13 protein-coding genes are annotated in these 13,359 nt (G+C 28.0%); 10 read left to right on the top strand and 3 right to left on the bottom strand.

Annotated elements, in window-relative coordinates; genetic code table 11:
- Positions 1 to 52: 52 nt before the first annotated feature.
- The 9 genes from WC223_09970 to WC223_09930 all read left to right on the top strand — a co-directional run bounded on the left by WC223_09970 (position 53) and on the right by WC223_09930 (position 10,489).
- Positions 53 to 1,285, top strand: coding sequence for a hypothetical protein (locus tag WC223_09970; protein MFA6924565.1), 1,233 nt, complete (start codon positions 53 to 55; stop codon positions 1,283 to 1,285).
- Positions 1,286 to 1,361: 76 nt separating this feature from the next.
- A complete protein-coding gene (locus WC223_09965; GenBank protein MFA6924564.1) occupies positions 1,362 to 2,330 on the top strand; it encodes an NAD-dependent epimerase/dehydratase family protein in 969 nt (322 codons plus the stop codon).
- On the top strand, positions 2,327 to 3,199 hold the full coding sequence (locus tag WC223_09960; GenBank protein ID MFA6924563.1) for a glycosyltransferase family 2 protein: 873 nt from the start codon (positions 2,327 to 2,329) through the stop codon (positions 3,197 to 3,199). Before WC223_09965 ends, WC223_09960 begins: the two co-directional genes overlap by 4 nt.
- A gap of 4 nt (positions 3,200 to 3,203) precedes the next feature.
- Positions 3,204 to 4,352 carry a glycosyltransferase family 4 protein gene (locus WC223_09955; GenBank protein MFA6924562.1) on the top strand — a complete coding sequence of 383 codons (1,149 nt, stop codon included), beginning with the start codon at positions 3,204 to 3,206 and terminating at the stop codon, positions 4,350 to 4,352.
- Between the two features lie 55 nt (positions 4,353 to 4,407).
- Positions 4,408 to 5,337: an NAD(P)-dependent oxidoreductase gene (locus WC223_09950; protein MFA6924561.1), complete on the top strand. Its 930-nt coding sequence runs from the start codon at positions 4,408 to 4,410 to the stop codon at positions 5,335 to 5,337.
- Positions 5,338 to 5,367: 30 nt separating this feature from the next.
- On the top strand, positions 5,368 to 6,342 hold the full coding sequence (locus tag WC223_09945) for a glycosyltransferase family 2 protein (protein MFA6924560.1): 975 nt from the start codon (positions 5,368 to 5,370) through the stop codon (positions 6,340 to 6,342).
- Between the two features lie 30 nt (positions 6,343 to 6,372).
- Entirely contained in the window at positions 6,373 to 7,107 is a 735-nt protein-coding gene (locus tag WC223_09940; GenBank protein ID MFA6924559.1) for an FkbM family methyltransferase, read from the top strand.
- A gap of 140 nt (positions 7,108 to 7,247) precedes the next feature.
- Positions 7,248 to 9,212: an N-acetyl sugar amidotransferase gene (locus tag WC223_09935; protein ID MFA6924558.1), complete on the top strand. Its 1,965-nt coding sequence runs from the start codon at positions 7,248 to 7,250 to the stop codon at positions 9,210 to 9,212.
- 35 nt (positions 9,213 to 9,247) lie between these two features.
- Positions 9,248 to 10,489, top strand: coding sequence for a glycosyltransferase family 87 protein (locus WC223_09930; GenBank protein MFA6924557.1), 1,242 nt, complete (start codon positions 9,248 to 9,250; stop codon positions 10,487 to 10,489).
- 28 nt (positions 10,490 to 10,517) lie between these two features.
- Here WC223_09930 and WC223_09925 read toward each other — a convergent pair whose 3' ends face one another.
- Positions 10,518 to 11,093 carry a hypothetical protein gene (locus WC223_09925; protein MFA6924556.1) on the bottom strand — a complete coding sequence of 192 codons (576 nt, stop codon included), beginning with the start codon at positions 11,091 to 11,093 and terminating at the stop codon, positions 10,518 to 10,520.
- A 174-nt stretch (positions 11,094 to 11,267) separates the two neighbouring features.
- Between WC223_09925 and WC223_09920 the strand changes: the two genes are divergently transcribed.
- Complete coding sequence (locus tag WC223_09920) at positions 11,268 to 12,362, top strand: AI-2E family transporter (protein ID MFA6924555.1); 1,095 nt, start codon at positions 11,268 to 11,270, stop codon at positions 12,360 to 12,362.
- 3 nt (positions 12,363 to 12,365) lie between these two features.
- On the opposite strand, the gene WC223_09915 is transcribed toward WC223_09920, so the two are convergent.
- Both WC223_09915 and WC223_09910 read right to left on the bottom strand, forming a co-directional pair.
- Positions 12,366 to 12,512 carry a hypothetical protein gene (locus WC223_09915; protein ID MFA6924554.1) on the bottom strand — a complete coding sequence of 49 codons (147 nt, stop codon included), beginning with the start codon at positions 12,510 to 12,512 and terminating at the stop codon, positions 12,366 to 12,368.
- 184 nt (positions 12,513 to 12,696) lie between these two features.
- A partial coding sequence (locus WC223_09910) for a M48 family metallopeptidase (protein MFA6924553.1) occupies positions 12,697 to 13,359 on the bottom strand: 663 nt, incomplete at its 5' end.

Raw genomic sequence — 13,359 nt, 5'->3', positions numbered from 1 at the left:
ATTTCATAAAATATAAAGCATCAAAGTTTTTAATTATTAAGGATTTAACATAATGAAAACAAATAAAGTTATAAATTATTTTATCTTGTATTTATTAATTGCAGTTACGGGGATGGTATATTATACAAAATTCAAACAATTTATAGTATTAGGTTTTTTGCTTTCTTTAATAATTTTTATCATAAAAAAAGAAAAATTCGATAAATATTTTTTCACGCTATTATTAATCATAACTTTTGTTCATTTAGGGCAATTTATTTTTACAAAATTATTTACATTACAAACTTATATTGGTTTATATATTAGAATTGGCTTTGCATATTTTGTAATTAAAATATTAAAAGAAAAATTCTTCTCTTACTATGTCAATATTCTGTTTTTTTTCTCAATAATAAGCTTAATAATATGGACATTGTGTTTTATTCCGGGATTGCCTGAATATTGCATTAATAATCTCTGCATTCCACCCCTTTTTCATTACGAAACAAATTATTTATATTCAATTGGTCCGAACATTATTATATATAATTTTGGCTCTTTCGATGAAGTAGATTATTTTATTGGATTTTTAAACAGAAATTGTGGTCCCTTTTGGGAAGGGGGGGCATTTGGCGGTTTTTTAGTTTTAGCTATAATTTTTAATACAATAACAGAAGCAAAATTTTTAAATAAAAAGAATATCATCTTTATTATTTCATTAATATCAACATTTTCAGTAACTGCATACATAGCTCTATTAATATTAATTTTAGGTAAACTATTATATGAAAAGAAAAAATATATTTTATTATTACCAATTGCTTTATCTGTTTCTCTATATTTATTTTTTAACTTAAACTTCATGAAAAATAAGATTGAAAACGATATTAACACTGAAGCCGAAAGTGGAAGAGTAGCTTCACGGTCTTTAAGTGCTCAACTTGATTTTCAAACATTTCTTAAAAATCCAATTTTTGGTATTGGAAGAAACGAAGCTGCAGAATTTGATGATTTAAATGATTTAGAAACTATGCACCGCAACAATGGATTGTCACTTTTTTTAAAGGACTATGGAATATTTATTTTTTTCTTTTATTTCTATTTTATTTACAGGGGGTTAAAAGCATATTGCATTATTAATAATTTTGATGTAAAGTTTTCTTTAGTCGCAATATTTTGTATTATATTAATTGGTTATTCTGAAACTTATTATATGAGAAATTACTTTATAGCTTTGCCTATTTATTTCTTTTTTTTAAAAAACAATTTATTTTATAAACAAGTTGCATTAGAAAAATTAAAATAATTTTTAAAAGTAAATACCATTTCTTAATAATAAAAAATATTATTTTTGAAAAATAAAATTATTAAATCTTATACCTATGAAAAAAGTATTAGTTTGCGGCGCCGGTGGCTTTATTGGAAGCCATATTGTGAAAAAATTAAAAAAAGAAGGATTTTGGGTTCGTGGTGTTGACTTAAAATATCCTGATTTCAGCAAATCACATGCAGATGATTTTGTTATAGGTGATTTGAGAAATCCTATTCTTTGCAAAGAAATATTAGATAATGAATTTGACGAAGTTTATCAACTTGCTGCCGATATGGGTGGAGCCGGCTATATCTTCACCGGTGAACATGATGCCGATGTGATGCACAATTCCGCAACTATTAATTTAAATATATTGCACTATGGACAAAAGGCAGGAATAAAAAAAATATTTTATTCTTCTTCTGCGTGCATATATCCAGAATATAATCAACTTGACCCTGATAATCCAAAATGCTCAGAAGATTCGGCATATCCTGCTGCTCCAGATAGCGAATATGGTTGGGAAAAATTGTTTAGCGAAAGATTATACTTTTCATTTCACAGAAATTATAAATTAGAAGTAAGAGTTGCAAGATTTCATAATATTTTTGGACCAGAAGGCACATGGAAAGGCGGCAAAGAAAAAGCTCCTGCTGCTATGTGTAGAAAAATTGCTGAAGCAAATGATAATGGTGAAATTGAAGTTTGGGGTGATGGATTACAGACAAGGTCGTTTCTATATATTGATGAGTGCTTGGAAGGAATCAGAAGATTAATGGATTCAACAACATTCAGAGGACCTGTTAATATTGGTTCGGAAGAAATGGTTAGAATAAATCAGCTTGCTGAAATAGTTATGAAAATTGCAGGTAAAAAAATTAAAATTAAAAATATTTCGGGACCACTTGGCGTAAGAGGCAGAAATTCTGACAATAATCTGATAAAAGAAAAATTAGGATGGAAACCCGAACGACCATTAAAAGAAGGTCTTGAAAAAACATATAAATGGATTGAAGAACAAGTAAAATTAAATAAATGAACACTTTTGTTTGCGTTGTAGTTCCTGTTTATAATAGAAAAAATTATCTTAATAAATTTCTTTTATCTTTTCAAAAACAAACTTTTAAAAATTATAAGATTATTGTCGTAGACGACGGTTCAAACGATGGAACTGATTTAATGATTAATACAAACTTTCCTGAAGTAATTTTACTAAAAGGCGATGGAAATCTTTGGTGGACAGGAGCTATAAATAAAGGAATTAAATATTGCCTTGATAATTTTCAAAATATTGATTATTTTTTAATAATTAATGATGACCTTGAGGTATATGAAAATTACCTGCAAACTTTAGTTGAAGCCATATTACAAAATCCCAAAACATTAATTGGATCCGTTGCTGTTGACATTGAACAACCTGACGTAATTATTTATGGTGGCAGTTTAAATAATGCTCTAACAGCAAAAGGAATAAGTTTAAATAAAGGAAAAAAATTATCGTCATTCCCTAAAAATACCACGTTTAATGTTTCAACATTAACCGGCAGAGGCGTACTAATTCCTAAAATTGTATTTGACGAAATTGGTTTATATGACGACAAACATTTTAAACAATGCGGAGACACAGAACTTCCGGCTCGTGCAAAAAACAAAGGATATAAATTATTGGTTTCTTATTCTGCAATTGTTTTAAGTCATACATCCGCAACTAATGATATAAATAGAAAAAAAACATATAGTTTATCTGATTTCAAAAAGAAATTTTTTAATGTCAGGTCAAATTCTAATTTAAAATATTTATTTTTCTATGCATGGAATTCATCAAAAAATCCATTTTATTTTGTATCATATTTTATTTGTGATTTATTGAGAAATTTGTATCATTATTTTGTTAGATTGAAATTATAAAAAAATGAATAGAAAAAATATTTTTATTCACCAACAAATAATACCAGAGTATAGAATTCCTATACTTAACAAAATTCTTGATAAATACGAGAATTGTTATGTGATATATGGAAATTCCAAAAAAAACAGTTCATTAAAAAATGGGAAAAAACCAACAAATAAGAATTACCTAAAAACTAAAAATATTTTTCTTTTCGGAAAACAAAACTATTATTTAACTTGTCTCTTTCAATTACTATTCAAATATAAACCTAAAATTATAATTACTCAATATAGCCCAGGAAACATTGATGTTTTTCTATTCTATTTGCTTCGTCCTTTTTTAAAATTCAAACTTATTGGCTGGTATCACGGTTGGAACAGAAAAAAAAATTATAGTCCAAACAAAACATTTTATGACAAGCTACGTCATTTTATGTTAAAAAAAGCCGATGGAGTGATTTTATATTCAGAGGATGCTAAAATAATTCTTTCTAAATACAAAGACCCATCTAAAATTTTTGTAGCAAATAATACATTAGATACTGAAACTTATACAAAACTAAGGGAACAGTTTCATAAAACAGGAAGAGAAATACTAAAAGAGAAACTTAATTTTAAGTCAAAATATAATCTTATTTTTTCAGCTCGTCTTGAAGCTGAAAAAAATCCCAAAGCTTTATTAAGAATTTATCAACTTCTCAGACAAAAAAACAGCGATATTTCTTTGCATATAATTGGCTCTGGCTCATTAGAAAACGAATTAAAGTCAATTGTAAAAAATCAGAATATCGAAAACGTAATTTTCTATGGAAGCATTTATGATGATGAAATTACAGGTAGCATAATTTATTGTTCTGACCTTATGATTATACCCAAGTGGGTTGGCTTATCAATTATACATTCATTCAGTTTTGAATGTCCCATAGTAACCTTTGATGAAAAGTGCCATCCTCCTGAAATCATATACTTGATTCATGGTAAAACCGGATACAATTTCGGCAAATATTCAGACATGGAAATTGCTGAATCAATTATTAAATATTTACTGAATGAAACATTGCAAGCCGAATTCAGAAAGAATGTTTTAGAAATGGTTGCTACAAATGCAAGTGTTGATAAAATGATTGGAGGAATATCTGAAGCTATTAATTATTTTTCTACGACAAAATAATTTATTTCTGTTATAAAATGATATTTTGAATATTAACTTATAAAAAATACTTTAAATGGAAAAATTAAAAATTTTAATTACAGGAGGCAATGGTTTTTTAGGAGTGAATATAATTAACGCATTGTTAAAAAATAAATTTGATGTTGTTGTACTTGAAAAAAACAGAAACTTCACAAGCAAGTTATCTCATTTTACAAATGATATTAAAATCTTTTTTTCAGATGATAATGATTTAGAAGAAATTTTCAGAACAAATAACATCCATTCTATTTTGCATTGTGCAACAAACTATGGAAAAAGTGGTTTAAATTCAGAAGTTATTGAAACAAATATTTTAATGCCTATTAAACTTCTTGAACTATGTAAAAAATATGAAGTCAAATATTATATTAATACTGATACATTTTATAATAAAGTAGGTAATGAAGATTACACATTCCTGAGAGAATACATAAAAAGCAAAAAACATATTTGTGATTGGTTGAAATTATCATCGTATAATGAAATTCGTATTCTTAATATGAAACTTGAACACATATATGGACCCGATGATAATGCTGATAAGTTTGTTCCGATGATTATTAAAAAATTAATGAATAACGAAAAAGAAATAAATTTAACTTTTGGTGAACAAAAAAGAGATTTTATTTTTGTAGATGATGTTGTTTCAGCATTCATTTTTGCAATAAATAATATTGATAAATTTCATACCGGTTATAATGAATTGAGCGTGGGTACGTCAAAAGTTATTACGATAAAAGAGTTTGTAATGACCGCTAAAAATATTATTGATTCTAAATCTATTTTAAACTTTGGTAAATTACCTTACAGAGATAATGAAATAATGTTTTCTTCTGCTAAACTTTCTTCTTTACAGGAAAATGGATGGAAAAGCATTATTAGTTTAAAAGAAGGGTTAAAGAAAATAATTGAATTTGAGAAAAACCGGCAAAATGAACTCATAAAAACAGATAATAAATTTTAAATTAAAAAAAAATCATAGATTTTAATTTCAATGAATAAAAAACTACTTAGCATAACAATTCCCACGTGGAACAGATCGAAAACATTGGACAAAGCATTATCTCATCTTTTGCCTCAAATTTCAGTGTTGAAGGAATATGTTGAACTTATAATTTCGGATAATTGTTCTACTGATAATACAAAAGAAGTCATACAGGAATGGAGAAATAAGTATAAAGAAATTGATTTTATTACTTTTTATCAAACAGAAAATACTGGATTTTTTGGTAATTTCAGAAAATGTAAGGAATTAGCTACCGGTAAGTTTTTTTGGATATTGTCAGATGATGATTTTATTCAAATAAATGTTTTAGAAACAATTATTAATTTTCTAAAAAATGCATCTCCTGAAATAGGTTTAATATATTTAAATAGCAAGGAAAATAACAACAAATCAATTTATATAAAAGACATTGATATATTTGATGTGTTTTATAAATTTAATCATGACCTTACATTAACCTCTTCTGTTATTTTTTATAATAATAAACAAAACGATGATTTTATTTTTAAGGAATTTTATAAATCTAATTTAATTGGTTTTGCATTATTGGTAGATGTTATCAGGTATAAGAATAAGGCCGTTATCTTCAATGGCTATTTATTAAGTTTTCGCATGGATAAAATTACAGGTTATAATATATTTGATGCTTTCGTATTTGACATTTGCAAGATATTATCATACATGCCTACAATAGGATATTCAAAAAAAATTATCAGCAAATTTAAAGAAGCTATTGTAAAAAAAATATGGGTGAAAAGATATTTTTATCTTAAAGCCAAAGGAAAAATGGATGCCGGCTTATATACTTATCCATTAAAAGAGGTTAATAAAATACTAAAAGAACATTTTAGTTGTACTTTTAACTATTGGGTTTTTATATTCCCTTTGATGTTATTGCCTACTTTCATAATTAAGTATAGCTTTCCCATAGTTGAAAAACTTAGAAATTTTATCAGAAAATAAATATTGGAATAATTTTAAAAAGCAAATTAAATGTTGATTAAAAACCTAATTAAAAGCATCAAGAATCCCACAAGAGCATGGAGATTTTTCACATTTATGCTTAAATTTACATTAAGAAAGAAAAGAGGAATTCTATTTATAATAGGCATGGACAGTAATGGAATTTTTGATTTGATGTATCGGGGTTATGAAAAGTGTTACGGCTTTGAAGCAAACCCCGAACGATTTGAAAAATTAGTTAAGAAATACGGAAAACAACCGAACATTTACATACATAATGTTGCAGTAGCCCAATACGACGGAGAGGTTGTTTTGAACATCAGCAGTAATAATAATGGAGCATCTTCTTCTTTGGGAAATTTCAATAAAACATGGCAGGAACAATATAAAGCCGAAAAAATCGAAATAGTAAAATCAATTAAAGTACCTTGTATCAATTTACATAATTTCTGCATTAAAAATAATATTAGCTATATTGATGACTACCTTAGTGATATTCAGGGCATGGATTTAGAAGTGCTTAAAACAATGAACCCGATGATTGAACAAAAAAGAATCGGGACAATAACATGCGAAGTTACAAAAAATGAAAAACGAAATGTTTATAGTGACCTTCCGGATAATTCCGAAAACGGCTTTGCTGAATTAGTAAATACGAATTATGAATTAATAGCGAAAGGACATGGTGCTCTCAAAGATAATAAATTCGATAAAATTTCTAAAGATGAATGGGAAATGGATTGCAAATGGAAAATAAAAGAATAGAAGTTAGAAGTTTGATGCTGGAAGTTAGAAAAACTGTAAGCATCAAACATCCAACTTCCAGCTTCATTAATACAACACAACATATTTAACTCAACATTAGTTTACCATTAATATTTTTTCTTATTTATTAAAATTATAATATGGGAATTCAATCAATTAATTTTTATGGTTTGAAGATATCGGTTTTCAGCAAAGAAGAGCTGATTGATGAAATTATTTCAAATATAAAACATAATGAAAAGAAAGTTTATTTTGGACATTCACTCGCGTATTTTGTTTTATTCAAAAAATTTCCGGAAATATACAAGTATTCCAATAATTACGATATTATGGTAACCGACGGAAGGTTATTCCATTTGTTTGCAAAAATGTTAGGTGCTCCTTTAAAGTTTGATATTTCAATACCTTTTGCGTCAAGATTAATAATGGACATTGCGAATGAACATAAATTTTCAATGATGGTTATCGGCTCAACACCTGAAAAGAACAAAGCAGCAACCGAAAACCTAAGAAAAAAATATCCGAATGCAATTGTTTATGATGGTTATGATGGTGGTAGTTTTTCCGAAAAAGAACAAATAGAAACAGTAAAAATCATCAATAAAGTTTCACCAGATATTTTATTTATAGGTGTATCATCTCCAAAAAAAGAAATATTTACTACCAAGTGGAAAGATGAACTCAACGTAAAAATAATAGTGCCATTTGGCGGAATGATTGATGGACTTGCCGGAAAAGTAGTGCTAACTCCTTTGTGGTTGAAAAAAATGGGATTAGCACATTTAATACGAACAATTCAGGAGCCAAAAAGATTTTTAAAACTTTTTTTTACTTCAATTTTTGATACATTTTTTATTATTATTCCATTAGCACTATTTTATAAATATATATTAAGACGAAAAGAATTTAATATTATTGAATTGTATTTAAAGGTATTTAATAAAAGTTTAAGTAAACAAAAAACATTTAATACTGATTTCAAAAAATGTTCAAGATGTATTTCCGATACGACAATGAGCGAGATTGAATTTGATGAAAACGGAGTTTGCAATTTTTGTCATTTACATGATAAATTTGCTGAAATGCATCAATTAGGAAAAGAGGGTGAAGAAAAGATAAATAAATTAGTAAATAAAATTAAAAATAAAGGCAGAAATAAAAATTATGATTGTATTGTTGGAGTTAGCGGTGGAACAGACAGCACTTTTTTATTGTATTGGGCAGTAAAAATAGCCAAATTAAGAGTTTTGGCTGTTACATTTGACAATGGATGGAGTTCCGATATTGCAGTAAGCAATATAAAAAATGCCACCGAAAAATTGGGAGTTGACTTACATACAGTTGTTGCTGACTGGGAGGAGAAAAAAGATTTACAACGTTCTTTTTTAAAAGCTTCTGTTTCCGATGCTGATGCTCCAACCGATTATGCCATATATACTATTCTATATCGTGAAGCAATTAATGAAGGTGTTTGCTTTTCATTAAACGGACACTCTTTCAGGACAGAAGGTACAGTTCCTAAAAGCTGGTCATATTTTGACGGAAGATATATCAGAAGCGTTCATAAGAAATTTGGAACTATTAAATTGAAACATTTTCCAATAATGACATTACTGCAATTTGCATATTATGTTTTGTATAAAAAAATCAGAGATGTCAGAGTTTTCGACTACATTGAATATGACAAAGCAAAAGCAAAAGAAATAATAAAAAATGAATTGGGATGGAAGGACTATGGGGGGCATCATCATGAAAATATTTTTACCAGATTTTTTCAATCTTATTATTTGCCTGTAAAATTTAATATTGATAAACGTAAAGTTGAGTATTCCGCACTAATCAGAAGCGGACAAATGAAAAAAGAAGGAGCCGTAAAAGAACTTAAAACACCATATCAATTTTATCAGGAAGACATTAATTATGTATTAAAAAAACTTGATTTTTCTCAAGAGGAATGGGAAAACATTATGAAATCCCCAAGGAAATCGTATAAAGATTTCCCCTCATATTACCACTATATTGTTAAACTCCGATTTCCTCTTAAAATAGCTGCAAAGATGAATCTTATACCAAAAATTCTTTATGAAAAATATGCTAAAATGTAACCACAATTATCAATACAATTTCAAAATAACATCAAATGATTTTTTTAAAAGAAAATAAATTCCTCAGAAGTATTTCCAACAGCAATACTTTGCTTGCAATTTACATTACAATTACAGTTATTGCAAGTGTTCAATTATTATCATTAGGAATAAAAACAATTGAAGGACACGAATACACGCATTACAACAATTATTTAATTTTTAAACAAACATTTCATCATTTAATAAACGGGCAGAATTTATACTGTATTATTACCGAGCGTTACAAAAATGCAGATTATCAGTTCTGGGATTTTAAATATAGTCCTACATTTGCCGTTTACATGCTGCCTTTTGCTTATTTGCCTGTTTCTGTTGGATTGGTTCTCTGGAACCTTTTAAATACTCTGATTTTATTTTTTGCAATAAAAGTTTTACCAAGAATAAGCGATAAAATAAAAGTGTCGATATTATGGTTTATTCTGCTCGAAAATATTACGTCTGTTCAGAATACACAAAGTAATGCTTTAATTGCCGGATTAATAATACTTGCTTTTAATTTTCTTGAAAGAAAAAATATAATTATCGCAACTTTATTAATTGCATTATCCGCATATATCAAACCATTTGGTGTTATTGCATTTTCACTCTTCCTTTTTTACCCCGGAAAAATTAAATTTATCTTATATTCAATTTTCTGGATGTTCATATTATTTGCACTACCATTATTATTTACTTCATTCGGGCAATTAAAATATTTATATCAGAGTTGGTTTCAGGTTTTGAAAACAGATTATAATTCGTGGAATGGCTTATCGGTTATGGGTTGGCTTTATTCATGGTTTAATTTAAGCATCAACAAATACATCATAATATTTACCGGATTTATTATTTTATCACTTTCGTTTTTAAAATACAAATCGTTCAACAATTATAATTTCAGAATTTTATTTTTAGCAAACATTTTAATATGGATAGTGATTTTTAATCACAAAGCCGAATCTTCAACTTTTATCATAGCAGTTGCAGGTGTTGCTTTGTGGTATTTTTATAAAAAAAGAAAATTTTATGATTTGATTTTAATTTGTCTGGCTTTTGTTTTTACAATCCTCTCCCCTACTGATATTTTTCCGAAATATTTAAGAGAACATATAGTTGTACCTTATGTTTTAAAAGCCATACCTTGTATCATCATTTGGTTAAAGATAATATTTGAGTTGCTAACCTTTGAAACCGCAAATAACAGCTCAGAAAGTATTTCATTTATTAAAGGTAATGATGTCAAAAACACTCAGTAAAATTTTAATATTGCAAATTGCATCTTCGCTATAATGCTTTCAGCAAATATAAAATTAATACAATAAGCAAAACTAAAATAAGTACTTCTAACAACCATGCTAAATCAGGAAATAACTTTGCTACTAACCCAATTACCAAAAGAATAAGTATAACAAAAAGTATTAATCTGAGAAAACTATTTTTATTGTCTCGACTATTCAGTGGTTTTTTTAGCTTTTTAACATTGTGCATCATTTTAAATACATCAATTTTCTTTATGTTTTTTGGATTATCTGTTGCTTCTCTAATAGGAATAAATTCTTTAAAAACTGCTTTTGTTTTATTTATTTGTTCTTTTACTTTATCACTCCGTATCATTTGAGATAATCCAGCATTATTGCTGCTTGCAGACGCCATGATATTTTCATCCTTCGTATTTATATTCTCTTTATCATAATTTTCTTTTTGATTTTTATTATTCTGATATTTTGCTTCGATGCTGCTTACAGGAACTTTCCTAAGTTCCTGATATTTTTTTTGTGTGAAAAGTTTTTCATGGGAGCATGATGCTAAAAGAAACAAACACATCAATGAAATGATTCCAATGTCTAAAATATTTTTCATAACAATGTTTTTTTAAAAGTTAACTGTTGTAAAATTATAATTTTTTTTTATAAATTAAAATATTGCTTTTTTTTTACGATTTTTGAATATTGCCGCATTATTTATAAATTTGAAAGAAACTTAACAACTTTGAAATAGTATTTGCGTATAACAATATTGATTTTTGTTTAACTTATGAATACAAAAAATAAATTCATCATCATTTTTGCAGTAATTCTGATTACCATAATCTTTATTTGGTTCTTCGGTTCCATTATTGCATACGTTCTCGCTTCTGCAGTAATGTCGTTAATCGGACAACCAATAATGAAGTTGATTGGCAAAATAAGATTCGGCAAATATGAAATCCCTCATAGTTTAAAAGCATTTACAACCTTGCTTGTATTGATGGGATTATTTATTGCAGTAATCAGTATTTTCATTCCGATATTTACTTATGAAATTGATATTTTATCAAAAGTAGATTATCAAACATTTTACAACAGCTTCAAAGTACCATTGACAAAACTCGAAGCAACTTTATTAAAATACAATCTTATTGCAGAAAATGAAAATATTGATACAATACTTTATTCAAAAATATCTTCTTTTATAAATATATCCAAGTTCTCCGAAATATTCAATTCGTTTATTGATTATACAGGGAAATTACTTGTAGCAATTTTTGCAATTTCTTTCATCACCTTTTTCTTTCTTAAAGATAAAAAACTTTTTTTAAAAGGCGTTATGCTTCTTACTCCCCTGAAATATCAAATGGAAATAAAACACATACTTATTGAAACAAAAAGATTGCTTACTCGATATTTTATAGGTCTTTGCCTTGATGTAGTTTCTGTAATAATTTTGATTTCAATAGGAATGACAATAATGGGAATTGACAATGCACTGATTATTGGTTTTTTTGCAGGTATAATGAATGTAATACCTTATATAGGTCCGATTATCGGTGCATGTATAGGCGTATTTCTTGGTTTATCGGTTAACATGAATGTTGATTTTTATTCGCAAATGTTACCCGATATATTCAGGATGCTTGGAGTTTTTTTAGCGGTAAACATTATTGATGCGACATTTTTACAGCCCTATATTTATTCAAGCAGCGTAAAAGCTCATCCTTTGGAAATTTTTCTTGTAATATTGATGGCAGGAACTGTTGCCGGCATACCAGGAATGGTACTTGCTATTCCTTCTTATACTGTACTAAGAATTGTTGCAAAAGAATTTTTTAATAAATTAAGAATAGTACAGAAATTAACTGAAGATATATAAAAATCAATAAGAAGATAGTCCTCTTCTGATATCACGTTTATGAAAACTCATACCTTTGCACATTTTGCTTTTACTTGAGCATCCTATGGAAATTGTAGCTGCAATAACCACAAGCAGCACTATTATAGCTGTAATTTTATTTAAACTCATAGTAATTATTTTAAAGTTTCATAATGCAAATATACAAAAATATGTTCAAAATAATAAAATTTTTTATTTTTTTAAATATTTTAGAAATAAATAAAACGAAGTAGGATGTATGAATGTATCGGTAATTTGTTAATAAATAAAAAGGTATAACGATACATTTAAATTAGTTGCAATACTCTTTCTTCTATCCCTTGTAATATTGCTTGGCTTTTGGCAAAAACGCACGAAGTTCTTTTATTCTGTTTTCATCGCTTGGGTGAGTGCTTAAAAACTGTGGGATATTTGTTTTGCCTTGTGCAGCCATTCTTTGCCAAAAGTCAACTGCTTTTTCGGGATTGTAACCCGCCATTGCCATAAATATCAAACCGAGTTTATCCGCTTCATACTCGTGAATTCTTGAATATGCAAGTGAACCCAGCGTCCCTCCAACACCGTAGCACATAAGAAAAACATTTTGTGTTTCCTGCGGCTTCTGCGACAATGCAACTGCAAGTCCTATCCCTCCCATCATTATTAAAAGCTGTTCGCTCATTCTTTCGTTGCCATGACGGGCAACAGCATGTGCAATTTCGTGACCCAATACCACGGCTAACCCTGTTTCATCCTGTGTAAGCGGTAAAATGCCGGAATAAACAACAACTTTGCCTCCAGGCATGCACCACGCATTTACAGTTTTATCGTTAACCAAATTGTATTCCCACTTAAATCCTTCTATCCTTTGCGACTGCCCTCCACTTTTTAAAAATTGCGTAACTGCCTGAGTTATTTTTGTACCGACATTTTTAACCATTATAGTATTTTTATCGCTTGCAGGCGCAGGGGGATTCTTTGAAATAAAATCCCTGTA

Source organism: Bacteroidales bacterium, assembly GCA_041671145.1.
Taxonomy (GTDB): Bacteria; Bacteroidota; Bacteroidia; order Bacteroidales; family JAHJDW01; genus JAQUPB01.
This window is presented reverse-complemented; position numbering and strand designations above follow the sequence as displayed.